This window comes from Alkalibacillus haloalkaliphilus, assembly GCF_007991275.1.
Lineage (GTDB): Bacteria > Bacillota > Bacilli > Bacillales > Alkalibacillaceae > Alkalibacillus > Alkalibacillus haloalkaliphilus.
In genome coordinates, this window is the sequence record NZ_BJYA01000001.1 from 329,613 (window position 1) to 354,524 (window position 24,912).

Below are 24,912 nucleotides of genomic sequence, written 5' to 3' on the forward strand. Positions count from 1 at the left end.
ATTCTATGAGCCATTTTTCAAATTCTATGAGCTATTTGCTGCGTTCTATGAGCTATTCCACAATTTCTATGAGCTATTCACATGAAAAAACCCTCATACGACTGTATGAGGGTTACATCTAACAGAATGAATCTTTTGATTTTGGTACGGATAAGCCAAAGAGCGGCCTTAAATATAAGGCGAGGAAGGTTCCACCTAAGGCTAGAATTCCCCAAATGTATCCGTGTAGGCTGAATGATGCGATCCCGCCGAAGTAAGCACCGATATTACAACCGAATGCTAGACGTGCACCATAACCCATTAGTAAACCACCAATAATGGATGCTGCTACATTACCTTTCGTTAATCTCGTAAACTTAAATAATCCACCTGCAGCTGATGCGATGAACGCACCAATAATAACACCGAAGTTCAGTACAGTTGTTGAATCTGTTAGAATTGAAGCTTCTAATGCGGCTGCACTTTCACCTTGCCAATAACCCCAGCTTGCAACATCAAAGCCGATCACGTCTGCTACTTTAGAGCCCCATAGCGCAAATGCTGAAGTTACTCCCCAAGGTTCACCACGTGTTAGTAGTGTTAAAGCGTTCAAACCTGCTAGAACAATTGCCGCTGCAAATAATGGCCAAGAACCACGGAAGATTCGTTTCCAACCTTTTTCAGATGGAACTGGTGCCATTTTTGGTGCTTTCCTCTTTCTTTCAATGACTAGAGTGATCCAGGCAATTAGACCAAATAAAGCAATCGAAAGAGCCCAAGCTCCACCGTAACCAAAGCCTGTCGTTTCAGCTAATGAAACTGGCTGATAAGCTGGCAAGTCTTCAGTCCAGAACGGTAAGTGATACGCACCAATTGTTGAACCTACAATGAAGAAGATCAGTGTTACGAACATAACGGTACGACCGCCACCAACAGCGTATAACGTACCTGATGCACAACCTCCACCCAGCTGCATACCGATACCGAACATAAATGCACCAACTAGTAAACTAATGCCGATCGGTGCAACGTATCCAGATGCACCTGTTCCAAAAAATGATAGACCAAATGCTAGAATAGGCGCAAAAAGTGTTACAGCAACAGCGAGCATGAGCATATGTGACCTCAACGCTTGCCCGTTACCGACAGATGCTAAACGACGGAATGCTGATGTAAAACCAAACCTAGCGTGGAATAATGTATAACCTAATAATAGACCAATGATGAGAAGTAACGCTTGAACACCATCATATGATGTCATTAAATGAACCATTAAAACAAACGTTACAGCTAAAGCACCAATGATCAACTTATTTTGCGGTTTATTTAAACCAGTATCGTCTTTTTCAACTGATACCGGATCTTTAACTTCATTTACCGGTTGTACTTTAGTTGTCATGTTAATTCTCCTTTTCTGATAAACTTACTCGGAAATTATCTACTTGTAATACTATATTCGGTTTGCGCTTTTTCGTCAACCGTTTAAGATTATTTTTTTATTAATTAGGCTTCAATAGTTTATAATAGTCGTTAGGAGGGGATTTGTATGTCTCGAAAACAAGTCGTTTTACTGTACTTATTTTGGATTTTGTTATTTCCGACAATAATTATCGGATTTCGAGTGGTAGTTGACTGGAGTGTTGGAAACTTAGATCCTATTATGTCATATATACCGGTCTGGCTTGGTATTGCCACGGGAGGAATATTAGCAGGCTTGTTCGTTCATTCAATAAAGAAAGCAAATTAAATACCGACCTACTTTAGATCGGTACTCATTTGTTAACTTTTCACTTTTGCGATGTAATCTACAATTCCAAGTGCGCACACGTCAACATCCATGTTAATAAACTGATAAACTTTATGCTCACGCGGAACACCTAACTGATCTAAATGGCTAGATACTAACTTGAACAGTGCTGACTTAACAGCTGCTATCTGCTTCTCTAAGTCTGCATCTTTTTGTTCTACTAATGCCGCTTCACTAACTTCAAGAAATTGAGGCAACCAGTTACGTATTTGCTTGTAAACTAGTTCTGGGTTTGTCGACTGTCCAAAGTGTCCGAAGTTAATCGCATTGACTTTAAGACGTTCAATTCGGCTTAATGATTCTAACATTGATTCTGGATCAAATTGATTAGGTGATGTAGATGGTAAAATAAGTTCTTCATCAAACTCTAGTAAATCGGGGTAATACACGCCGATCGTATCCCCTGTAAAGATACTATTACTTTTCGAGTCATGTATGGAAAAATGGTGCTTCGCATGACCTGGTGTGTCATAAAACGTTAACTCTCGATCCTGCAGTTTCAACTGACTACCATCCTCTTGCTCTTGTAACCTCGCTTCTGGAACAGGAACAATTGGATCAAATAACTTATCAAACTTGTCGCCATAAACAGCTCTAGCACCTTGAATAAGTTTTGATGGATCTGCTAAATGTCGCCTACCACGTGGGTGAACGTGTACTGTTGCATTTGGACAGCTTTCTAAAAATAAACCAACACCGCCTGCATGATCTAAATGAACATGCGTGACAATAATATGCTTAACATCTTCTGGTTTAAGATCTAATTGTTTTAAACCTTCTAATAAATATGGAACCGAAGGACTGGCACTCGTTTCAATAACCGTTAACTCTTCATCATGAATGACATATGAGCCTGTTCTTTTCGGTAACCCTAAATCGTATACGTCAATTAATGAAACACCGTTACTTAAACCGATTGGCTTTGACATAAACTCCCTCTTTCTCATTCTTATTATGTGTTTATGTCATTATTTCGACTGAATCTTGACAATTCCCTGCTAATTATTCAATTCCCATAGCATTTTTAATTATTTTATGTAATTCTATAAGTAAATGGACAAAGGAGTGGTGAACTTGTTAGATTTCCTTTTAGGTAATATGTTTTTACTGTTTTGGATTGTATTTTTCATTATCATTTTTGTCATTTTCATTAAAAAAGGCTAAACTTTGCCAATCATCCGGATCACTTTGCCATCAATCTCTAAGCCTGATTCTTTCATACCTAACTTCTTATAAAAGGCTCGAGCCTGTTTATTAGTCGGTGACACTCGCAAATGAAATTCTGGTACTTGATGTTTTTGAAAAAAATCTCGCGCATAGTCTTGTAATACAATCCCATAACCTTTCCCTCGTTTGGATGGGATCAAATAATATAGATGAACGTACCCAATCTCCCTTCCTTTATACTCACGAATGGAAAGTTCGATTTGGCCAATTAATTCCTCACCTTCTTCAACTAAAACAAAGCCATCAGGGTGCTTTGTAATTTTCTCGCGTAAAAATTGAAGATATTCATCAACATATAAATATTGATTCGTACCAAAGCTAACAAGATAAGAATCACGCCTAAACCTAATCGCAATGTCCCTATGTGCGACTGGGTCGATGGGTATGAATTTTACGCTATGTCTATTTTCCATCAAACTTCCTCCCTCTTTACTTATATTATTCAAACTTCACCCCTGACTTTAAGTTATTTTTAAAAATTTTTAGCTTTTATTACGAGAAATAAGCCTTTATACATTCGTTCTACCTCGACTACTTCAAATCCCGCTTCTTTAATTAAAGTTAAGGAATTACGGTTAAGATGACATCCGCCTGCGACTTTTTTCCAAAACGGTGTTAATACATCTTGCACTTTGCCTACAATCGAGTGATTTAAACGAACATGTTCAAAAAACATCACTTGTCCACCCGGCTTCACGACTCTTCTCGCCTCACTTAAAGCGTGGTTTACATCTTGAATTGTACATAAAGCCAATGTCACGACTATGCAATCAAATTGGTTTTCAACAAAAGGGAGATTTTCTGCGTAAGCAAGTCTTACTTCTATAGGGACCTTTGAGTTAAATACTTTTTCCATTGAACGTTCCTTCATTGTTTCATCTGGTTCAATAGCTGTTACGGATTGGGCGTTTTGATAAAGCGGGAAGTTAACCCCAGTACCTGAACCAATTTCTAAAACGTGACCAGTGGCATGACTTAACAACCCACTTCGAACGCGCTTAAAACGATTCTTTTCAATTGGAGCCATGATTAGATCATAAAACTTAGGAACTAACTTACTCATAAGTAACCTCATGTATAAATTACCAAGTAAATAACGAAGCTAACGATTAGACATAGTTAATTGATTAACATTATTATATAAGATGTAACTATAGGAGGTATAACATTGAAGAAAAACTTATTATTAATCACCATTATATCTGTTTTAACTCTACTTGCAGCTTGTGGTGATACAGAAGTTGAAGCTGATTATCAAACAATCGACCTTGATGAAGTACTGACTAAACAAGAAGAAGGTTACACAATTGTTGACGTACGCGAAGTAAATGAGTACGAAGCAGGTCATATTGAAGGTGCCATTAATAAACCACTTTCTGAATTAAGGGAAGGGAATTTTGAACCACTTGTAGATGATGAGCCTTATGTCATTATTTGTGAGACTGGCAACCGCTCCCAACAGGCTAGTGATCTTTTATCTAAAGAAAGCTATGATGTCATTAATGTTTCTGAAGGAATGAGCACTTGGCAAGGCGATGTCGTCCAATAAACTAACGACCAAACTGAATGAATTAAAACTTCATTCAGTTTTTTTATGCAGTGAATTTGCACTTAAGTCTGAAATTTCCAATTATAGATGGTATAATAGTCCTGCATTACTTTACTGGGGGATATTTGGGGGATTTACTATGAAACCATTAAATTTAAGGCCTGCATCAAAGAAAGATTTTAACTTCATCGATCAGTTGTGTCAGTTAAGTGCAAGTAATCAGGCACAAGGGTTAGGTGACCCTAAGTTTAATAACTTACAAGATTTACAGGGGAAAATTACTGAGTATGAAAACCTTTTTCACCATTGTATTATGACGATTGAGTTAGACGGGAATCCTGCTGGGTTCACAGGTCTCCTTTATAAAGAAGGTGACTTAGAAGCGACGGTGATCGGCCCAGTCTTATTAGAGCAATACCACACGAGAGCATTTTTACAAATTGTATTAGATGAGTTAATGGCTAAGTGTATAAACACGTTTGACACACTTTACATAAATGTAGCCAACCAAAACAAACACCTCATCCAAAGCATTGATGACCAAAAGTGGGTTGCTAGTAAAAACTCAGCTAGTAATATTCAGTCATACTCCTTAAATCTAAAACGCGCGTTGACTTTATAAGGTCAACGCGCGTCAAGTACTATTCTTCTCCACCTTCATCTCCACCGTTACCTTCATCTTCATCAATATCCAGTTCGATATTCACATCTTCTTCACCATCATCTTCTTGTTCTCCACCATCACCAAATATAGGAAACACGAAATACACAATAAAGAATAACAGTAGGACAGTAATTATAATTGCTGTTATTGACTTAATAGCTGTTGAACCTGTACGATCTGGCTCTTCTCTTCTTTCAACATGTTCTTTTCTTTCATCTACCATAATAGAACCTCCTTTAAGTAGGTTGTACTATGGGTTTACCCTCACGTCGACAAATATAAACAAGTGATTTTAAAATAATCTAATATGACTACTCAACCTCTTACACCTATGCTCTTGCCCAAGACTTGTCACGTCTGCCCATTGTTTGAATATGTTAAGGGTGAAAGCAAATGAGGAGGTTGAAATATGGATAAAAATTATAAACAGCCACATATGATGCAGCCAATGGGGCAGCACAAACACCCTAAACACCAGCAAATGCACCCGATGCATCATGGACCGCACCACCACAAAAAGATGGACCCTAAGCATCACATGAAAAAAGATCCTAAGCACCATCATCAAAAAATGGACCCTAAACATCACATGAAAAGCATGTTTGACACATGTCACAAAAGCAGAATGCATTTAGTTCAAGTTCAAGCACATGACGGGCAAGTCTATGATGGAATCATTGATGATGTTGGTGAAGACGGTGTCACTTTAATTATGCCGTGGGGCGATTTTGATGATATGGATCATGGCTATGATGATCGTATGGGACCAGGTGGCGGGTTCGGACCTGGTTACGGGTCTGGTTATGGGCCTGGGTACGGATTAGGTTATGGCCCTGGCCAGTACCCTAGACGTTTCCGTCGTTTTAGAAGACATCGTTTCCCGTTTAGTGGTTTATCACGAATTTTCTTCCCATTCTTTTTATAAACCATTGAACTCACCCATACCGCTAAGCCGTCTCTTTCATTATATGTAAGAGACGGCTTATGAAGGGTGGGTAATTTTCATGGAGGAGGAATTGTTTTATCGCGCATTAGGTGACTCGCTAACTGTCGGTATTGGAAGTTATTTTAATCGAGGTTTTGTCAGCCGTTACGCCCAAATGACAGTTGAGCAATTAAACCGCCCAGTTCGAACTGAAGTTTTTGCTAGAAATCGGATGACAAGTGGACAGTTAAGAGCTATGATTCACGACCAACATGTTCGCTCTCGGTTGATGCATTCTAATATAGTGACGATATCTGTCGGTGGGAACGACTTAATTCAAGCAAACCGAATGTTTTTAAGAACATATAACCCAGTCGTGTTTGAGCACGCTGAACAGCAGTTATATGAAAATTTATTGTACATTTTATATGAAATTCAAATATTAAAATGGTTGTATCCTACCCCTTATTTTATTCGTTTAATTGGCTTATACAATCCGTATCCACAACTCGGCTATAGTCAGTTTTGGATTAATCGTTTTAATGATGTTCTAAAATCGTTACAAACAGACCATATTCGTTATGTTGATATTCTTCCGCACTTTTCAGAAGGCGGTCGTAATTTATTAGCATTTGGTAGCATCCACCCAAACCGCAATGGATATAACCTTATTGCTAAACAGTTAGTTAACTCAGGTTTTTCACCTTTAAAGATATAATGTAAAAAGAGCCAATGGATCATCTCCATTGGCTCTTTCTTATATTTAACAAGAGTCACCATCACAGTATTCTGTTTTAGAATCTTTGTTTAACACTTGTACTTGTGGCTTACTCTTTTCTTCTTCATAAACTTTATTTAACACTTCTAAAAAGCTTTCAGTAGATTGTGCACCTGAGACTGCATATTTTTCATTAAAGACGAAGAACGGAACACCTTGAACACCTATTTGACCAGCTTCTTGTTGATCACGTCTTACATTAGATAAGTAAGCACCACTTTCTAAAACATTTGATGCTTCATCGCGATTGAGCCCTACTTCATCTGCAGTATCAAGTAAAATCCCATGGTCGCCTACATCTAACCCTTTTGTGAAATAAGCCTTCATTAGCTCTTCCATCAGTTCATATAACTTACCTTCTTGTTTAGCAAATTGACTTAAACGATGGGCATCTTCTGTGTTCGTCGGGATTACTGAGTCAAAGTTAAACTCTAACCCAACTTCTTTCGCTTGTTTTGCCATTTGGGCATTCATTTCTTTTCCTTGTTCATAAGGTACTTGATATTTACTTGCTAACATTTGGTGAATATCATCGTATTGACCTTTTTCTACTGTTGGGTCGAGTTGAAAGCTTTTAAACGTAACTTCAACTTCATTCCCATTGTTAAATTGTTGTAAGGCCTGTTCAAAGCGCCTTTTACCTATATAACAAAACGGACAAACGACGTCCGACCAAATTTCTACTTTCATGAATAGAACCTCCAACAACATTTTTCAGTTCTCATTATTCATGAATTCAGCCTGGAAATCAAATTATTTGTACTACCAACCAATTTCTTCAAGGTCAACGAACACTGGAATTAGAGCTTCATCATAAAGGTCAATGATTTCTTCTTCTACTTGTTCTGTTTGAACGATCTCACTGATTCGCTGTAATATTTCTCGGTCTGTATCTTCTTCTCTTGCTGCAATTATATTAATATATGGAGTTGCTGTATCACCTTCGATAAAAATTGAGTCATCATTCGGCTGAAAGTCAGCTTCACGAGCAACACCGTTATTAATGACTGAAAGATCAACATCTGGTAATACACGTGGAGTTTGTGCTGCAACTACAGGTTCGAATTCAAGTCCTTTAGGATTCTCCACAATCTTATCTAGTTCACCATAACCATTAAAACCTTCTTCTAATTCAATCAAGCCAGCTTCTTCTAATAACAATAAAGCTCGACCCATATTAGTTGCCTCTTGAGGTAATGCGATAATACCTCCGTCAGGAACTTCTTCAATTGATTCGTGCTCATCTGAATAAATGGCCATTGGCGCAATATACGTCGTTCCAATCGGCTCTAAACTTAAACCATGCTCTTCAATGAACTCATCAAAATATGAAACCGTTTGGAAGGCATTAATGTCAACATCCTCGTCTTCTAACGCCATATTCGGCCTTACGTAATCTGCGAATTCAATTAACTCTAACTCTACTCCTTCTTCTTCATACACAATATCTGCTACTTCCTCCCACAATGGAACACCTGAGCCGTTTAAACCTACTTTAATTGTTTCATCACTCGACCCACAACCTGCTAAAAAAATAGTTAATATGATCGCTCCAAATAAAGCTTTAATTGTTGTTTTCATTTGTTATTCCTCCTAGTTTATAATCGTCGAAGTTTTTTAGATAAATAGTTACCGACTGCCTGGAATGCTTGTACAATTATGATTAATAAAATGACAGTGACAATCATAATGTCCGTTTCAAAACGTTGGTAGCCGTAAGAGATCGCTAAGTCACCTAAACCTCCGCCACCAACAAATCCTGCCATTGCAGAAGCACCGACTAACCCAATAGACGCAATCGTTAAGTTCAATGCGATTGTACTTAATGCTTCAGGTAATAAAACACGATAAATAATTTGCCAATTAGTTGCCCCCATCGATTGAGCCGCTTCAATTACCCCTTTGTTCACATCTAATAAACTACTCTCAATTAATCTTGCAATATAAGGGCCTGAAAATAAGACAAGTGGTACAGTTGCAGCTGCAGTACCAATTGATGTACCAACTAACAAACGTGTTAAAGGTAGTATTGCAACGAGTAAGATGATAAAAGGGATCGAACGGAAAATATTCACTACACCATTTAACACATTAAACACAATTTTATTTTCCATTAACCCGTTATCTCTTGTTACAACTAATGCGACGCCTAAAGGTAAACCGATGAGTGTGGCTAGTACTAAGGCGATTGATACCATCAATAATGTCTCATGAGTCGCCTCTAAAATACGTGGCCAAAAATCGAATAAATTAACTTGCACTTGCCATCACCCTTTCTACCGACACGGTTTCTTCTATGTAATGAACTGCCTTTACAATTTCTGAATCTTCTCCTTGCAGCTCTACAATTAGATTTCCAAACGGCGTTTCTTGAATTTCTAATATTTGACCGTAAAGTATATTCACTTCAACATTAAATCGCTTAGCAATCCTTGAGAAAACAGGTTCACCCGCATGTTCTCTCAAAAATGTAACGCGATAAATATGACGTGGATGGTTATTTTCCTCAATACCTTTCAAAATGGACTGAGGTATATCATCTTTCATAACGCTTTGAATGAACTTATGGGTTGTTTGATGTTTTGGGTTTGTAAACAAATCAAAAATCGACCCTTGTTCGATCACTTCCCCATCTTCCATTACGGCAACACGATCACAAACGTCTTTCACAACGTTCATCTCATGCGTAATCATCAAAATCGTCACATTATACTCATCTCGAATTCTTCTTAACAGTTCTAAAATTGACTGAGTTGTTTCTGGGTCTAAAGCGGACGTTGCTTCATCACATAATAGAATGTCAGGTGATGTTGCAAGGGCTCGGGCAATACCTACACGTTGTTTTTGACCTCCTGAAAGTTGGTCAGTGTAATAGTTAGCCCGGTCTTTTAAGCCGACGAAATCTAATATTTCTTCAACCCTTTTCTTAATCTCATCTTTAGGTTCACCAGACAAGATAAGTGGAAAAGCAACGTTATGGTAGACCGTTTTTGACTCTAACAAGTTAAAATGCTGAAAAATCATACTAATCTTCCGACGCATTCCTCTTAATTCTTTTGCTGATAAAGATGAAACGTCCTGACCATCAACAAGCACCTCTCCATCAGTTGGTTTCTCCAATTGATTTACTAATCGTACTAAAGTGCTTTTACCAGCACCACTAAACCCGATTACACCGAAAATTTCTCCACGTTCCACTTGAAGATTCACTTGATTTACAGCTACTAGCTCTTCACCTTCATGTTCATACACTTTGGAAACATTTTTAAAGTTAATCATGGTGATCGCTCCTTTCTACAAAAACAACAAAAAACCCCCTCTTCTTACCTTGATAAAAAGATAAGAAGAGGGGGTGAATAGTTAATAATCGACCCGACTCTTCTTATCTTTCAAATACTTCACAAGTATTTGCTGGAGTTGGCACAGTGTCTGTCGCATAACAGATCCGCTGCCGAGGTTTCAAAGGGCCAGTCCCTCCACCTCTCGAGATAAGAAGATTTTATGTTTTGCTATTTTGAATTTTTAAATGATAAATACAATCATAAAAACTTTACGATTAAATGTCAATAATATTTTTAAAATTGACTTTTAATTTGTTGATATTCTTCATCTGTAAACGCTCTAGATCTTGTTAAAAAGCGCTTACCGTGAACACCTTCTACTGAAAACATACCGCCTCGACCATCTACAACATCGATAATTAACTGAGTATGTTTCCAATATTCATATTGGCTTTTATGAATGTAGAAAGGTGTGCCACCAATTTCTCCTAGATAGACATCTTGGTCTCCAATTAGTAGATCACCTTTCGGGTAACACATCGGGGAACTGCCGTCACAGCAACCGCCAGATTGATGAAACATAAGCTCACCATGCTCTTCTTTTAATTGGTTAATTAATCGAATCGTCTCTTCAGTTGCTGTTACACGTTCAACCATGTCCCTTTCCCCTTTCATCAATTTTAAAAGAATCCTAGTTTTTGAGGGCTGTAGCTAACAAGCAAGTTTTTCGTTTGCTGATAATGCTCTAACATCATCTTATGATTCTCACGTCCGATTCCTGACATTTTGTAACCACCAAATGCCGCGTGTGCAGGATAGTCGTGATAACAATTCGTCCATACACGCCCTGCTTCAATCGCACGACCAAAGCGGTAAGCTGTATTAATATTACGCGTCCAAACACCTGCACCCAAACCGTAAAGTGTGTCATTGGCAATTTGTAGAGCTTCTTCATCTGTTTTAAAAGTCGTAACCGCTAATACAGGCCCGAAAATCTCCTCTTGGAAAATGCGCATACTGTTATCGCCTTTAAATACAGTCGGCTGCACATAATAACCGTCAGCAAAATCGCCATCTTTCTTATTTTGGTCACCACCGACTAAGCATTCGGCCCCTTCTTGCTTTCCAATATCTAAATAAGACAAAATCTTCTCTAACTGTTCACTAGATGCTTGAGCACCCATCATCGTATTTGGATCTAACGGGTTACCGGTTGCAATCTCCTTAACGCGTTTTAGCGCACGCTCCATAAACTCATCATAAATATCTTCATGAATTAAAGCACGCGATGGACATGTACAAACTTCACCTTGGTTTAGCGCAAACATAACTAAACCTTCAATTGCTTTATCTAAGAAATCATCATCTTCATCCATAACATCTTTAAAGAAAATATTCGGTGATTTACCACCTAGTTCTAATGTGACTGGAATTAAATTTTGAGAAGCGTATTGCATAATCATGCGGCCTGTCGTTGTTTCACCTGTGAATGCGACTTTACCGACACGATCACTTGAAGCAAGTGGTTTACCAGCTTCTAAACCGAACCCGTTAACGATATTTAAAACGCCTGCTGGTAACAAGTCTTCTATTAACTCCATTAATAGTAAAATTGTTGTCGGCGTTTGTTCTGCAGGCTTTAACACGACACAGTTACCTGTCGCCAATGCTGGTGCTAACTTCCATGTCGCCATTAATAGCGGGAAGTTCCACGGAATAATTTGGCCTACAACACCAATCGGCTCATTAAAATGGTAAGCAACCGTATCGTTATTAATCTCACCAATTGTACCTTCTTGTGAGCGGATTGCTCCAGCAAAATAACGAAAATGGTCAACCGCTAGTGGTAAATCTGCGTTTAACGTCTCGCGTACAGCTTTACCGTTTTCCCACGTTTCAGCAACTGCTAACATTTCTAAATTGTCTTCAATTCGATCAGCAATTTTGTTTAAAATATTAGCGCGCTCTGCAACTGACGTCTTACCCCAAGCATCTTTTGCTGCATGAGCTGCATCTAATGCAAGTTCCACGTCTTCTTTCGTCGAAGCAGGTATTTCACAAAAAGCTTTCCCCGTTACTGGTGTGACATTGTCAAAGTACTTTCCATTGGTAGGTGCTGTCCATTTTCCGCCAATGTAATTTTCATAACGTGATTTAAAGTTTACAACCGCTCCATCTGTGTTCGGAAATGCATACGTCATCAATTAATTCCTCCCCTATATAATGTGTTAAATAGGACTGAACTAGGTGTATTGGACAAGTTACGTCTCACTTAATATGTATGCGTTTACATTTTGCTGTATGATAAAGCGAAACAAGGAAACTTGTAAAAATATTTTATCAGAAAATGATGAATTTTCAAAATAAAACACCTTAAAAAAACTTTGGACTTCACGAGCCCAAAGCTTCCCCTTTTCTTCTCACTAATAAAATATACGATAATAGAGCACTCATTTGGCATGCTATAATAATCAAAGCTAATGGAAGAACGGTTGTCGTCCCTAGGAAACCAACAAGCGGTGCTGCTACACCACCGAATATAAACTGGAATAAACCTAAGAATGCCGCTGCACTTCCAGCGTTATTTTCTTGCTTTTCCATAGCAAGTGATAAGCTTGTCGGATTTAACACACCAACACTTGAGATCACTAAAAAGAGCCCAAGCATTACTGACCAGAAGTTCTCACCGTTTATCGATGCTAATAGTAACGTAATACCACCAGATAAGGCGATCACGAACCCTGCGACAAGTAATCTCTCTTCTTTCACATAATCTACTAACCTACCAGTTATTTGACTGAGCGTTATAAAACCTAACGCATTAACACCAAAAACAATCCCATAAGTTTGTGCTGATAAGTTAAAGATATCTTGTAAAATAAACGATGAGCCGGAAATGTATGAAAATAATGCCGCTGCCACAAAACCTTGGATTAATGCAAAACCGATAAAGCTCTTTTGTTTTAACAGCGCTACAAATACATTTACTGTATTTTTTAAACCGCCAGCTGAGCGTCTTTCTTTAGGCAACGTTTCTTGTACCTTAAACACAGTCATTAATGTTACTAAAACACCAGCTATAGCTAGAATCGCAAAAATTCCACGCCATGAAGTAAAAGTTAACACTTGCCCTCCGATTACTGGCGCTAAAATTGGAGCTAATCCCATTACTAAAATTAACAAAGAGAACATCTTCGTCATATCAGGCCCAGAATAAAGATCGCGAATCATTGAACGCGACAGAACAATTCCTGCTGCTCCAGTAAAACCTTGAATGAAACGACAAGCAATAAATACCCAAATATTCGGTGCGATCGCACATAAAAATGAAGCAATAACAAATAAAGAGATCGCTAGAACTAATGGTCGCTTCCGTCCATATATATCACTCATTGATCCTATAATTAACTGACCAAATGCAATTCCTAGCAAACTAGCAGTTAAGCTAATTTGTGTTAAAGAATTCGTTGTATTTAAATCTTCCGTTAAAGCTGGAAAAGCCGGTAAATACATATCAATCGTTAATGGAACAAGTGCTGTTAGTGCACCAAGCATCAACAATAACCTAAACCGGCTGTTCGTCATCTTGTGTGTCAAATGAATACCCCTCTACGCCCTAAAAAATTACAATAAATCTATCATAACACTTATGTTTGATGTTCTAAAGGAATTGATTTGTAATTAAAAAGTTGCATACCGTGTATAAAAGACATATACTGTGTATATAGATATGCACAGCATTACAGTTAACGTTAGGGTGGTTAGATGAACAATTGGAAAAAAGAGCTTTGGCTTGCTTCATTTGAACTTAAAGTTACTGCTGAAAAACGAATTGTTAGTCAAATCTTGTTCGTATTATTCACTGTATTTTTCCTTATTTCGATGTTAGATCTATACATTGAGACTGGATTAACTGGGTTCGATTTACTATTTTTAATTGTATTTGCTTTTGCTGGTTCAATGACGACTCCTAAAAGTCTTCAATACCAGATGATTAATGACAATACGCATGTTTCACCCTATTTCACATTACTTCACTCACTACCTATTAATATCAAATCAGTCATTAGAAGTCGTTTTATTGCAAGTTTTATACAAGCAATACCTGTTCAAATCACCGTTCTAATACTCATATACGTCTTATCAACTGAAATGCAAACGATGATGTCCATAGCAGAGTACATCTTCTTTTCGATCTTTTGGTTATGCATTGGACTATGTTTAGGCGCTTTATTCCCCGCCTCAAGTGTCGGCCACCACATTAGTAAAGCAGAATATTATATTATCATTATAGCGCTGGTGCTTTGTCTAGGAGCTGGCATTTTAATATTTAACTCATATTTAGGGGGACTCGTTTACTCTACGATTAATTTAGTAACTAGCTGGCCTTTATATAGTGTCATTGGCGTAATTATCATAACCATTATTACTTTAAAGCTTGCAATAAAATATGCTGAAAACAAAGTCGATCGAATGGATTACTTCGTATAAACTGCTCGAAAGGAGAATTTTTTAGTGAAGCTCCCAATTAAATTGTCAAAACAATCACGAGAACCATACTACCACCAAATAGAAGAGCAAATTAAAGCGTTAATTGCTAGTGGTCAACTAATAGCTAATGCGCCATTACCTTCCATTCGGGCTTTATCTAAGGATTTAGAAGTCAGTGTCATTACGACACGAAGAGCCTTTCAAAACTTAGAATACGAAGGGTTTATTTATACAACTCAAGGAAAAGGAACTTTCGTCGCTGAAATTAATCAAGGGACTATGCAACAAGTGCAGCACGACACTGTCCGAAAGGCTATTAATAAAGCAATCGAAACCGCTAAACAGCACAACTACACTCACGATGACATTAAAACGATTGTTCATGAAATTTTAGGTGAAAAGGAGGATTTAAGTTGAGCACGATCTTAAACGTTCAAAACTTAACAAAACAAATCGATGACTTTAATTTAGGTCCCATTAGCTTTGATTTAGATCCCAATACAATTACAGTCATTGTTGGAAATAACGGAGCTGGTAAAAGTACATTACTTAAATCAATCTTAAATTTTGTGAAACCAAACGATGGGGAAATTCGTCTACTTAATCAGGGTCATGAAGACCTAACTGTAGATATACAACAAGAGATTGCATATCAGCCACAGCAATTAATTGGGTGCGACCCATTTACAGGTGAACAGCTTCAACAATTGTTTAGCAAAACGTATTACAACTGGGATGAAGAAGGATTCCAACATATAATCCATATACTAGATATCCCGCTTCACAAGCCGTTTAGTAAACTGTCCAAAGGAATGCAGCAAAAGCTAAACTTTGCATTAAACATTGGTAAAAATGCTAAACTTATGATTTTAGATGAACCAACCGCTGGAATGGATATCCCATCTAAGCAACAAGTCATCGACATATTAAACGATTGGGTTGAACAAGAAGACCGTACATTACTATTAACAACTCACCAAGTCGATGAAGTTAAAAAGTTGGCTGACTACATCATGATCATGAAAGACGGAAATCTATTAGCACATGAAGAGAAAGATTCCTTAACCAGTCAATTTAAACAGTATTGGCTACAAGAAACAGCAACAAAAGAGAACATCACAGGGGAGGTTAGTCGTAAAGGAAATCAGTTAATAAGTGATCACCCAATAGAAACTGAAGCCCATTTACAGAGAGAACAGATCCATTGGGTTACAAGTGAGCATCTTGATTTAGAAGAAGTTATTTCACTTATGCTCACACGATAAACCATTAAGGGAGAGAGAGTTATGGAAGCAGTTTTAAGTGTTGAAGGACTGGAGAAATCTTTTAAAAATACTAAAGTTCTTCACAACATTACCTTCGATGTTCATAAAGGGGAAATTATGGCGATTTTAGGGCCTAACGGTGCTGGTAAATCGACGACCATTCGTAACATTATGGGCATTATGTATCCTGATGATGGAAGTGTAACGTTTCACAACCATCAAGGAAGCGAAATACCCCGTCACAAAATCGGTTACTTACCAGAAGAACGAGGGTTGTATAAAAACGTAAAAGTAATGGACATCATTCTTTACTTTGCCGAACTTAAAGATTATCCAATAAAAAAAGCTAAAGAAAGAGCACTTCAATACTTAGAAAAGTTTGGATTAGAAGGAAAAGAAAATGTCTCAGTTGAAGAATTGTCGAAAGGCATGGGGCAAAAAGTGCAATTTATCGGCTCGATCATCCATGAACCAGAGTTATTAATACTAGATGAGCCATTTTCTGGTTTAGATCCCGTAAGCCAAGATGTCTTTAAACAAGAAATTAAAGAGCTTGCCAACAATGGAACTGCTATTCTATTAAGCTCTCACCAAATGAACTTAGTAGAAGAAATGTGTGATCGTCTATTCATGATCAACCGTGGCCAAAAAGTCATCTACGGTTCGTTAAAAGACGTCAAATCAAAGTACGCTAACTTCAAGTGTACTATTTTAGGTGATAACTCTGCACAGCAACTTGAGTCTATTAATCAAGTAACTCGCGTTGAACAAGATGGCTATAGTTCTGTTTTATACTTAGAACAAGGGATTGAACTTCCTTCGTGGTTACACACGCTACCTAATAATTTAGATATCGTAGAGTTAAAAGTGGACCGAATTTCACTTCATGAAATATTCGTTGACGTTGCACTAGGACGCTCAATTGCAGAGGAAGTAGGTGGCACATATGCGCAATAGTATTAAAGTCGGCAAGTGGGAAATTAAAAGGAATATTAAAAATAAATCTTTTATCATTTCATTATTTTTAACACCTCTGATCTTTGTCTTTTTCGCGACAGTACCTAACTTGTTAAGTGGAAATGATTATGACACGACGACAACGGTTTACGTGAATGATGAACTTGGCACATATGAAGTGATTGAGCCAATTATCGAAGAAAATAACATGATGAACTGGGACTTAACCGAAACAAATGAAGAGTTACCCACTGTTCAACATCGATTTGAAGAAGAACCAAATTCAGCATACATTCAAATTGACGAACACACAGCTGAAAATGGAGTAGTGACATACGTTAAAGGTGATGATGTCAGCTCACAGTTTTCAAACCAACTTCGTATTATTGAGCAACCTTTAAAACAACTCCAATTGCAGAACGCGAACCTTACTGAAGAACAATTGGAGTTAATTTCTACACCTATATTATTTGAGGCTGCTGATGGAAATGAAGAGTCACAAGCTAGTCAAGAAGAGATCACCACAAATGAAATTGGCATGGTTGACCCATACGAAAGTGGGATCCCAGCTGCTTTTGCCGGACTTGTTCTCTTCTCAATTGTCATTACGGGTATGATGATTTTCCAAAGCGCATCGCAAGAGAAGAAAGATAAAGTTGCTGAAATTATCCTGTCTTCCGTTACACCTGGTGAGCTTATGCAAGGTAAAATTTTAGGGTACTTTGTTTTAGGCCTCATTCAAGTAGGTGTATGGATGCTATTTGCAATTCCGATTGCGATCTACATGTTAGATGACGTGCCAGTATTACAACACTTACTCGTCCCTGAAACGTTAATTCTTGTGTTTATAGCAATTTTAGGGTACTTATTATTTGCTGCTTTATTTGTCGGTTTAGGTGCGACATTAGAAGATGCAAGTTCAGGAAGCAACTTCCAAGGTATGGTTATGATGTTGCCATTTATACCGGTTGTCATTATTGGACCTGTATTAAGTGACCCAAGTGGCATCGTTGCTCAAGTAGGTAGTTATATACCATTCACATCACCGACCATTCTCATTTTAAGGTTAGCTATATTAGATGAATGGCCATGGGTCGAGGTTTTAATTGGTATTACAATCCTACTTGTGAGCATTTGGTTGTTCATGAAGTTAGCCGGTAAGATCTTTAAAGTCGGTATTTTAATTTACGGTAAAAACGCAACACCGCAAGAAATATGGAAATGGTTAAGAGCATAACAATTACAAAGCTGAACGATTTGCACGAACTTCGTGCTGTCGTTCAGCTTTTTTATATAATTTCAATCAAACGTGACAAAATAAGGCTAACTTATATTATCGGAGGGACCGTTTAGTGGAAGAAACAATTAAAGATTCTCTGATCGTTATTGGCCGCGTAGTCACAATCTTACCCCTACTTTTATTTATGACAATCTATATGGGCAAGCGCACTATTGGAGAAATACCTGTGTTTGACTTCTTAATTATTATTTCTCTAGGCTCAATCGTTGGTGCCGACTTAGCTGACCCATCAATCAGTCACATTCATACAGCTGTTGCTGTCGTAGCTGTAGCACTTTTACAACGAGTTGTGACGAAGTTCAAGCTCTCAAACCGACGTTTTGGCAGAATCGTTACATTTGAACCGACAGTGGTGATCCAAAACGGGCAATTTCTTAAACAAAATATGAAAAGCATCGGCTATTCAATTGATAACGTCTTACAAATGCTAAGGGAAAAGGATGTCTTTGATATCGATGAAGTTAAAACAGCTATTGTTGAACCAAGTGGTAAAGTAAGTGTGTTAAAAAAATCATCAAGCACTAATGTCACCCGTTCAGATTTAAATATTACTGGAAAAGCGGCAGACATAGCGTTACCAATTGTCGTAGAAGGAAAAGTTTACACACACGTATTAGAAGATTTCGGTCTTGATTATGATTGGTTACAAAAACGAATGAATGAACAAGATGTCCAAAATGTTGAAGATATCTTTTATGCGACGCTTAATCAAAAGCAGAAGTTGCATATTTCACTTAAAGAGAATCATTTAAACGTTCCACGAATATTACATTAAACAAGCACGATTCATGTTAAACACCTATATTATATAGTAATGAATAATAACGAGGTGTTTTAACATGAACCCAATTGTAACAGGTACTTCTACAGAAGATATAGTCACAATTGATGTTGACTTAAGCCAGCGCCAGATCAGTTATTTAAATGTATTTAGATCAGATCAACTCGTTGGCATTTTTGAACCTGTAAGAAGTTTTCACTTACGTAATGAAAGATTAGAACCGATCACTGTCGAGTGTGTATTTGGAGATGGCACTTCCTACTCCACTTACTTAACATTTGATGAAAGCCGCCAAGTTAGACGTCCAAGTGACTTTAGGCCTGGTGATATTTTAGTGGCAAGCGATAACTTTGGAGATGTTTTCCCTCCTGGTTACATAGGCCACTCTGCAATTGTTATTGATGAATACCGTATTGCTGAATCTGTCACATCGCACCCACAAGTCAGAAAAGCTCCAATCCAAAACTTTTTATCAGTTCACACTCAAGTGATGCACGCTCGTCCAAAAGACCCGAGCATTGGTATGGCTGCTGCTGAGTATGCAAAAGAGTACGTAGAGGCTTATGATACGAACTTAAAACAGGGTAACTCTGTTCCTGAGTTTTCCTTTTCAACACGTGTCCCGTTAAATGACCCTAATGATGCGATCTATTGTTCTAAATTAGTATGGTTAAGCTATTATTACGGTGCGGATGTGGAGTTCCAAAATAACTTCTATTTATTCGCTCCGGTTGATTTGAAAGCTAATATTGAAATGGATGACCGATTCGATGTGATGTATCAGCATCCTGAGTTTGATTTTAAAATTAACTTAAAGCTTTAACTCCCCCCCATTCAGTCGGCGAATGCAACTTCTATTCGTCGACTATTTTCTTTAAAAAAAGACTCACCAAAATATCATGGCAAGTCCTCAATAGCTTATTTTATAATGTCATAATTTCCGATTACAGGAAGTGGTGCCTTTTCACCTTTAGCCGCGTTTAAAATACCAATTAGCCAAAGAATAAATACAAACAAATTCCCAATCGGCAAAATTAACAACCAGCCAATAATAGGAATTAACGTTCCAGCCGTGTTAATTATGATTGCTGTTAAAAGTAACAGCAACCCTTGGTTAGCGTGGTATGTTGCAAACTTAGACTCTTTTGCGACTAACAATGGTATAAAGAAAATGATATACGCTACAATACCTAAACCTTTGTTTTTTTGAGCGTCTTCACTCACTTGGTCCTGCGAGGGATCTTTATCGTTTTCATTTTCATTCGTCATGACCTCTCCCTCCTATCTAAAATCCTTACTCCATTTTATGACACTAAAAATTGCTCTATGACTGTGAACAGCTAATGGACAAGGAGATTTTGTAGCTTGTTTGTGGTCAAGTGAAAACAAAAATCATATCTATATTAAAAGACTTTTTATAAAGGTGAAGATACTGTGAAAAACATTGATGATTTCTTTAACGAGTTTATAGATTCAAATTGTGAGGAGTTAGGCCCTGTTCGAGGTAGTATAAGGCAAGAGAAAGCTTATCAAATCAAGGTCCAAGTGGCCGAAAATCATTTGTACACTTCACGTTCTGAGCCAACTTGTAACCGTGATGAGCAGAAATTCGCTAAAAAGATAGGGAACTATACTAAAGGCTTACCCCATAACAAGTATGGTGAGGTTGACATTCCTGCTTACGATGCTCTTAAAAAGGCACTTAACAGCGGGTTAGCTAGAGACTTTGAGAGTATTCCTTTAGGAAGTGAATTAAAGCTAACAAACCCACAAGCAGCTTACGCATATAATCTTGTTGGTACAGACTCACATCAATTATCAATTCCCGCTCCCCCATCTGTTGAGACCGCTTGGCATGCCAGTGAGATGGCGGAATTATATTGGCGAGCGCTAACTCGTGACATACCTTTTAATGATTACAGTCGAAATAAGTTAATAAAGGAAGCATCAACGGACCTCACGAAGTTTTCGAACTTTAAAGGCCCTAAAACGAGTTTGGGTGTGACACCTAATACCATTTTTAGAGGAGATGCGAAGTCTGACTTAACAGGTCCTTTAGTATCACAACTTTTATTAACCGACATCCCGTATGGAAACAACACGCTAAAACAACGATATCGCACAACGACTAAAGGTGACGACCATCTAACCGATTATAAAGAATGGTTAAATGTTCAAAATGGACACAAACCGACCAATAGGAATGAATACGATCGTCGCTACCGATATATTCGATCTGCTCGTGATTTAGCCGAATGGGTACATCGAGACTTTAGCTTTCAAGCCTTCTTAAATGCGTGCTTAATCCTGTTAAAATACGGAAATGAAGCAATTGATTCTAATAATCCGTATACAAGTTCAAAAACACAAGTTGGTTTTATTACGTTTGGTGCTGCGCATATATTAGATATGGTCACAAGAGCAGCACGTTCAGCCCTAGAGAGTGCTTGGTATCAAAAGTGGCTTGTGCACAGAAGGTTGCGACCTGAAGAGTATGGTGGCCTTGTTCACAACTACTTGATGGGCCGTACTGAAGTGCCCATTCATAAAGAATTACTCGAGTCAAAAGCGCTTCAATATACAGAAGAAACGTTCGGAACTTACCTTTTACCCGTTTCATACGCAGAGGGTTGTCCAACTCACCCGGCTTATCCTGCTGGCCACGCATGTATTGCAGGGGCAGGAATTACTATGCTTAAAGCTTTTTTCAATGAAGGTTTTGTCATTCCTGAACCTGTTATTCCATCACAAGATGGCCTTTCACTTAATTCATATAAACAATCCCCCCTTACAATAGGTGGAGAGTTAAATAAACTGGCGAGTAATATTGCTTTAGGACGTGACGCTGCAGGTGTTCATTGGAGAACTGACAGTATTGAAGGAATAAAATTAGGTGAACAAGTCGCTCTCAACATCTTAAAAGATTATAAAGAGACATTTAACGAACAGTTCTCTCATTTCAAAATAACTTTGTACGATGGTAAAACAGTTACTATATAATTTAGCCCAGCCGTAGCATTGTAGCGGCTGGGTAACACTTTAACTCGGTTTAAATTATTTAGAATGTTTAGTAAAATTGTTTTAAATAACTTTAAGGGGCGAGAATAGATGGCAAACAGAACGGTTATCGTAACAGGTGGGGCACAAGGAATCGGATATGCTATTGCAAAAGCATTTAGTAGCGAAGGTGACTATGTTCATATTTGTGACTTAGACGCTGAATTAGTTAAAAATGCAGCGAATAGCTTAGGTAATACAACCGGTCATCAAGTCGATGTAACAGATGAAAAACAAGTTAACGCGTTTGTTGAACGTGTAGTGAGTCATAGTGGACAAGTTGATATTTTAATTAATAACGCTGGGCTACAACATATTGACCGTGTCGAAAATTTCCCACTAGAAAAATGGAACTTACTCATTAACGTCATGCTAACAGGTCCTTTTTTACTTACAAAGGCTGTCGTTCCAGTTATGAAAAAGCAGCAGTTTGGCAGAATTATTAATATATCCTCTGTTCACGGAAAAACAGCCTCACCCTACAAATCAGCATACATATCGGCAAAACATGGAGTTGTTGGCTTAACTAAAACCGTTGCGATCGAAACGGCTAACGATGGCATTACAGTAAACGCCATTATGCCTGGTGCTACAAGAACAAAGTTAATTGAAAACCAATTGGCAAAGCTTGCTCATCAAGACCAAATTACAGAACAAGAAGCATTGGAGAAAAACTTACTTATAAAACAACCGATGAAACGTCTGCTAGAGCCGGATGAAATTGCGGAAACGGCTTTATTTTTAGCGTCTGACAAAGCAAATGCCATAACAGGCGAAACGGTCAGTGTCTCTGGTGGATGGTAATTAAGAAGGTGAAGATTTGAGTTATAAAATTGCGGTAATAGCTGATATACATGGTAATGCCTCAGCTTTAAAAGAAGTATTAAAACAAATTGATCAATCAGATAAGGTCCAACATGTTTATTGTTTAGGTGATCTAATAGGTGTTGGTCATCAAACGAACGAAGTGTTAGACTTATTATTTTCAAGAGACGAGATCTCGTTTGTACGTGGTAATCATGACCAAGATATTTTAAGCATTATAGACGGGGAGAAGCCTAACAGTAAAGGTGAAGAACGCGAGCATCACCATTGGATCGCGTCTCATTTAAATCCGAACTTTATCCCAAAGTTAAGAAACATTCCTTACACGTTAAGACGTCAAATCAATGGTGTTCCATTTTTGTTTTTGCATTACCACATGAAAAAAGAACCTAAGTTCCTGCCAGTCAATTACGACCCAACTATTGATGAGCTTGAGAAACTCTATGATGGTGAGCAGTCTAAAGTCGTCTGTTTCGGACACCATCACGTCGTACACCATTTTAAAAACGATCACCAACTGTTTTTAAACCCAGGTGCTTTAGGATGTAGCCACAACCCTACAGCTCAATATGCCACAATTACTGTTGGTGACAAACACAATATTGATACTTCTTTTTTTGAAGTTCCATATGATCCATCCGATTTTTTAAATGACTATGAAAGACTTAAAGTGCCTGCTCGCGAATTTATTTTGAATAATTTCTTCGGTAATCAACATAATAAGTGAAAAAATTACCAATTAACTCGAATACTGTTATGACAAGATTTTAACAACTACTTAGTGAAATTTACTTTTGACAATATAAATTTTTTCGTTAATATTAGAGTTATAAATAAAAAATTTAACAAACTTAACACTGAGGAGGTTGTTAAATGAGTCAAAATGACGAACAGGCAAGGGAGTCCGTCGACCAAGCAAAAGACATTGTCATCGAATCTTTAGGTGAAACGATGGACCTTTATGGTGTTACGAGAAGTGTCGGCAACCTTTACGGTACAATGTATTTTGAAGAAAGCATGACGTTGGATGAAATGCGCGAGAAACTAAAAATGAGTAAACCTAGTATGAGTACTGGGGTTAAAAAGCTGCAAGAATTTGATATCGTCAAACAGTCATTTCGTCGTGGTTCGAGAAAGCAAACATTTGTTGCTGAAAAAGACTTTTTTAGCTTCTTTAGTAAATTCTTCACTAAGAAGTGGGAACGTGAGGTTAACTTAAACCTTGAAGCGATTAAAGAAGCTCAGCCGATTTTTGAGGAAATCATGAACTCTGAAGATGTTTCTGAAGAAGTGCGAGATGAAGCTCGAGAACTTTACGAACAAGTCGAATACTCAAAGGCCTATTACTACTGGCTTGAACAACTTGTAGAGGGAATTCGTAACGGCAAGATTTTCGAAGCATTCCCACCACCTGAACATAACAAGAACAAATAGCATCATCCCTTATCTCTATTGTTTGAGGTAAGGGATTTTTTATTTGAGGCATTTTTAACCTATTGTTCCATCGTATATTTTAACCTGTCCAGAAAAAAATAAGTGTAAGAAAGGCAGGGGAAAGCTATGGATGAACAACGCGCCAAAGAAATTATCGATTCACTTGTTATGATTAACGTTAAATACCACGGTATTCCCGTCTATATTCAAGAAGTTATTAACAGTGAAACTGCGGAAATCTTTCCATTAGATGAAATGCACCATGAACAGCAAGTTGATTTGAAAGGGTTATACGAAGACGACCCAACTTAGAAGAAGGAGGGATATAAATGGACCGTTTACGTGCAGAACAAATTGCTGAATCACCAGAAATGAAAAATGTACAATACAATGGGCAAAATGTTTATATCCAACATGTAAATGATAACGGCACAGCTCATTGTTATTTTTTAGACGAACCTGAAAATGAATTTGATGCTCAGTTGTCCAATTTAAGAGAGAAGATTTAATTAATCGAGCGAACGCCCAAATAATTAGGCGTTCGCTTAATTATTTGGGCGTTCGCTTAATTATTTTGTTTTTCGCTTAATTA

At 37.7% G+C, this 24,912-nt stretch carries 31 protein-coding genes and 1 riboswitch; of the genes, 18 read left to right on the forward strand and 13 right to left on the reverse strand.

The annotated features are described in order from the left end of the window. Positions 1–118: 118 nt before the first annotated feature. On the reverse strand, positions 119–1,378 hold the full coding sequence (locus AHA02nite_RS01625; RefSeq protein ID WP_146813724.1) for a YeeE/YedE family protein: 1,260 nt from the start codon (positions 1,376–1,378) through the stop codon (positions 119–121). A gap of 147 nt (positions 1,379–1,525) precedes the next feature. On the opposite strand from AHA02nite_RS01625, the gene AHA02nite_RS01630 reads away from it, so the two are divergent. Next, the gene (locus AHA02nite_RS01630; RefSeq protein ID WP_146813726.1) at positions 1,526–1,726 is read left to right on the forward strand and encodes a hypothetical protein; all 201 of its coding nucleotides are present in this window, start codon (positions 1,526–1,528) and stop codon (positions 1,724–1,726) included. A 32-nt stretch (positions 1,727–1,758) separates the two neighbouring features. Here the strand turns inward: AHA02nite_RS01630 and AHA02nite_RS01635 are convergent, their stop codons facing one another. The 3 genes from AHA02nite_RS01635 to AHA02nite_RS01645 form a co-directional block, all read right to left on the reverse strand. After that, positions 1,759–2,715, reverse strand: a complete 957-nt coding sequence (locus tag AHA02nite_RS01635) for an MBL fold metallo-hydrolase (protein ID WP_146813728.1) — start codon at positions 2,713–2,715, stop codon at positions 1,759–1,761. A 231-nt stretch (positions 2,716–2,946) separates the two neighbouring features. Further along, a complete protein-coding gene (locus tag AHA02nite_RS01640) occupies positions 2,947–3,426 on the reverse strand; it encodes a GNAT family N-acetyltransferase (protein ID WP_146813730.1) in 480 nt (159 codons plus the stop codon). Between the two features lie 59 nt (positions 3,427–3,485). Beyond that, positions 3,486–4,076: a class I SAM-dependent methyltransferase gene (locus AHA02nite_RS01645; protein WP_146813732.1), complete on the reverse strand. Its 591-nt coding sequence runs from the start codon at positions 4,074–4,076 to the stop codon at positions 3,486–3,488. A 105-nt stretch (positions 4,077–4,181) separates the two neighbouring features. Here AHA02nite_RS01645 and AHA02nite_RS01650 point away from each other — a divergent pair, with 105 nt between their 5' ends. Beyond that, positions 4,182–4,562, forward strand: a complete 381-nt coding sequence (locus AHA02nite_RS01650; protein WP_146813734.1) for a rhodanese-like domain-containing protein — start codon at positions 4,182–4,184, stop codon at positions 4,560–4,562. 139 nt (positions 4,563–4,701) lie between these two features. Further along, positions 4,702–5,184 (forward strand): hypothetical protein, encoded by a 483-nt coding sequence (locus AHA02nite_RS01655; protein WP_146813736.1) that lies wholly within the window; start codon positions 4,702–4,704, stop codon positions 5,182–5,184. Positions 5,185–5,203: 19 nt separating this feature from the next. Here the strand turns inward: AHA02nite_RS01655 and AHA02nite_RS01660 are convergent, their stop codons facing one another. Continuing rightward, positions 5,204–5,449, reverse strand: coding sequence for a hypothetical protein (locus AHA02nite_RS01660; RefSeq protein ID WP_146813738.1), 246 nt, complete (start codon positions 5,447–5,449; stop codon positions 5,204–5,206). Between the two features lie 186 nt (positions 5,450–5,635). Here AHA02nite_RS01660 and AHA02nite_RS01665 point away from each other — a divergent pair, with 186 nt between their 5' ends. Both AHA02nite_RS01665 and AHA02nite_RS01670 read left to right on the forward strand, forming a co-directional pair. After that, a complete protein-coding gene (locus AHA02nite_RS01665; protein ID WP_146813740.1) occupies positions 5,636–6,151 on the forward strand; it encodes a hypothetical protein in 516 nt (171 codons plus the stop codon). 79 nt (positions 6,152–6,230) lie between these two features. Then, entirely contained in the window at positions 6,231–6,869 is a 639-nt protein-coding gene (locus AHA02nite_RS01670; RefSeq protein ID WP_146813742.1) for a GDSL-type esterase/lipase family protein, read from the forward strand. 45 nt (positions 6,870–6,914) lie between these two features. Here AHA02nite_RS01670 and AHA02nite_RS01675 read toward each other — a convergent pair whose 3' ends face one another. From AHA02nite_RS01675 to AHA02nite_RS01705, 7 genes are all read right to left on the reverse strand, one after another. Then, complete coding sequence (locus AHA02nite_RS01675; protein WP_146813744.1) at positions 6,915–7,619, reverse strand: DsbA family oxidoreductase; 705 nt, start codon at positions 7,617–7,619, stop codon at positions 6,915–6,917. Between the two features lie 72 nt (positions 7,620–7,691). Further along, positions 7,692–8,510, reverse strand: a complete 819-nt coding sequence (locus AHA02nite_RS01680; RefSeq protein ID WP_146813746.1) for a MetQ/NlpA family ABC transporter substrate-binding protein — start codon at positions 8,508–8,510, stop codon at positions 7,692–7,694. A 17-nt stretch (positions 8,511–8,527) separates the two neighbouring features. Then, positions 8,528–9,190: a methionine ABC transporter permease gene (locus AHA02nite_RS01685; protein ID WP_146813748.1), complete on the reverse strand. Its 663-nt coding sequence runs from the start codon at positions 9,188–9,190 to the stop codon at positions 8,528–8,530. Next, on the reverse strand, positions 9,180–10,208 hold the full coding sequence (locus AHA02nite_RS01690; protein ID WP_146813750.1) for a methionine ABC transporter ATP-binding protein: 1,029 nt from the start codon (positions 10,206–10,208) through the stop codon (positions 9,180–9,182). The genes AHA02nite_RS01685 and AHA02nite_RS01690 overlap by 11 nt, the downstream gene beginning before the upstream one ends. Positions 10,209–10,308: 100 nt before the next feature. Beyond that, positions 10,309–10,424, reverse strand: a riboswitch (SAM riboswitch). A gap of 80 nt (positions 10,425–10,504) precedes the next feature. Then, positions 10,505–10,867, reverse strand: a complete 363-nt coding sequence (locus tag AHA02nite_RS01695) for a DUF779 domain-containing protein (protein ID WP_146813751.1) — start codon at positions 10,865–10,867, stop codon at positions 10,505–10,507. Between the two features lie 23 nt (positions 10,868–10,890). After that, complete coding sequence (exaC, locus tag AHA02nite_RS01700; protein WP_146813753.1) at positions 10,891–12,411, reverse strand: acetaldehyde dehydrogenase ExaC; 1,521 nt, start codon at positions 12,409–12,411, stop codon at positions 10,891–10,893. A gap of 190 nt (positions 12,412–12,601) precedes the next feature. After that, entirely contained in the window at positions 12,602–13,795 is a 1,194-nt protein-coding gene (locus AHA02nite_RS01705) for a multidrug effflux MFS transporter (protein ID WP_146814111.1), read from the reverse strand. A gap of 180 nt (positions 13,796–13,975) precedes the next feature. Here AHA02nite_RS01705 and AHA02nite_RS01710 point away from each other — a divergent pair, with 180 nt between their 5' ends. From AHA02nite_RS01710 to AHA02nite_RS01740, 7 genes are all read left to right on the forward strand, one after another. After that, complete coding sequence (locus AHA02nite_RS01710; protein ID WP_146813755.1) at positions 13,976–14,701, forward strand: hypothetical protein; 726 nt, start codon at positions 13,976–13,978, stop codon at positions 14,699–14,701. Between the two features lie 24 nt (positions 14,702–14,725). Beyond that, on the forward strand, positions 14,726–15,118 hold the full coding sequence (locus tag AHA02nite_RS01715; protein WP_146813757.1) for a GntR family transcriptional regulator: 393 nt from the start codon (positions 14,726–14,728) through the stop codon (positions 15,116–15,118). After that, on the forward strand, positions 15,115–15,966 hold the full coding sequence (locus AHA02nite_RS01720; RefSeq protein ID WP_146813759.1) for an ABC transporter ATP-binding protein: 852 nt from the start codon (positions 15,115–15,117) through the stop codon (positions 15,964–15,966). The genes AHA02nite_RS01715 and AHA02nite_RS01720 overlap by 4 nt, the downstream gene beginning before the upstream one ends. 21 nt (positions 15,967–15,987) lie before the next feature. Then, positions 15,988–16,923 (forward strand): ABC transporter ATP-binding protein, encoded by a 936-nt coding sequence (locus tag AHA02nite_RS01725; RefSeq protein ID WP_146813761.1) that lies wholly within the window; start codon positions 15,988–15,990, stop codon positions 16,921–16,923. Continuing rightward, the gene (locus AHA02nite_RS01730; protein ID WP_146813763.1) at positions 16,913–18,160 is read left to right on the forward strand and encodes an ABC transporter permease; all 1,248 of its coding nucleotides are present in this window, start codon (positions 16,913–16,915) and stop codon (positions 18,158–18,160) included. The genes AHA02nite_RS01725 and AHA02nite_RS01730 overlap by 11 nt, the downstream gene beginning before the upstream one ends. Positions 18,161–18,275: 115 nt before the next feature. Then, complete coding sequence (locus AHA02nite_RS01735) at positions 18,276–18,998, forward strand: DUF421 domain-containing protein (RefSeq protein WP_146813765.1); 723 nt, start codon at positions 18,276–18,278, stop codon at positions 18,996–18,998. A gap of 64 nt (positions 18,999–19,062) precedes the next feature. After that, positions 19,063–19,827: a YiiX/YebB-like N1pC/P60 family cysteine hydrolase gene (locus AHA02nite_RS01740; RefSeq protein ID WP_146813767.1), complete on the forward strand. Its 765-nt coding sequence runs from the start codon at positions 19,063–19,065 to the stop codon at positions 19,825–19,827. Positions 19,828–19,922: 95 nt separating this feature from the next. Here the strand turns inward: AHA02nite_RS01740 and AHA02nite_RS01745 are convergent, their stop codons facing one another. Continuing rightward, positions 19,923–20,273 carry a DUF4870 domain-containing protein gene (locus tag AHA02nite_RS01745; RefSeq protein WP_146813769.1) on the reverse strand — a complete coding sequence of 117 codons (351 nt, stop codon included), beginning with the start codon at positions 20,271–20,273 and terminating at the stop codon, positions 19,923–19,925. 165 nt (positions 20,274–20,438) lie between these two features. Here AHA02nite_RS01745 and AHA02nite_RS01750 point away from each other — a divergent pair, with 165 nt between their 5' ends. The 6 genes from AHA02nite_RS01750 (at position 20,439) to AHA02nite_RS01775 (ending at position 24,829) form a co-directional block, all read left to right on the forward strand. Beyond that, positions 20,439–22,004 (forward strand): vanadium-dependent haloperoxidase, encoded by a 1,566-nt coding sequence (locus AHA02nite_RS01750; protein WP_146813771.1) that lies wholly within the window; start codon positions 20,439–20,441, stop codon positions 22,002–22,004. Positions 22,005–22,112: 108 nt separating this feature from the next. Beyond that, positions 22,113–22,865 (forward strand): 3-hydroxybutyrate dehydrogenase, encoded by a 753-nt coding sequence (locus AHA02nite_RS01755; RefSeq protein WP_146813773.1) that lies wholly within the window; start codon positions 22,113–22,115, stop codon positions 22,863–22,865. Between the two features lie 16 nt (positions 22,866–22,881). Continuing rightward, positions 22,882–23,613: a metallophosphoesterase family protein gene (locus AHA02nite_RS01760; RefSeq protein ID WP_146813775.1), complete on the forward strand. Its 732-nt coding sequence runs from the start codon at positions 22,882–22,884 to the stop codon at positions 23,611–23,613. A 146-nt stretch (positions 23,614–23,759) separates the two neighbouring features. Next, positions 23,760–24,320 (forward strand): choline uptake/conversion transcriptional regulator CudC, encoded by a 561-nt coding sequence (gene cudC, locus AHA02nite_RS01765; RefSeq protein ID WP_146813777.1) that lies wholly within the window; start codon positions 23,760–23,762, stop codon positions 24,318–24,320. A 126-nt stretch (positions 24,321–24,446) separates the two neighbouring features. Next, positions 24,447–24,632 carry an H-type small acid-soluble spore protein gene (locus tag AHA02nite_RS01770; RefSeq protein WP_146813779.1) on the forward strand — a complete coding sequence of 62 codons (186 nt, stop codon included), beginning with the start codon at positions 24,447–24,449 and terminating at the stop codon, positions 24,630–24,632. A 17-nt stretch (positions 24,633–24,649) separates the two neighbouring features. Next, positions 24,650–24,829 carry an H-type small acid-soluble spore protein gene (locus AHA02nite_RS01775; protein ID WP_146813781.1) on the forward strand — a complete coding sequence of 60 codons (180 nt, stop codon included), beginning with the start codon at positions 24,650–24,652 and terminating at the stop codon, positions 24,827–24,829. Positions 24,830–24,912 lie beyond the last annotated feature (83 nt).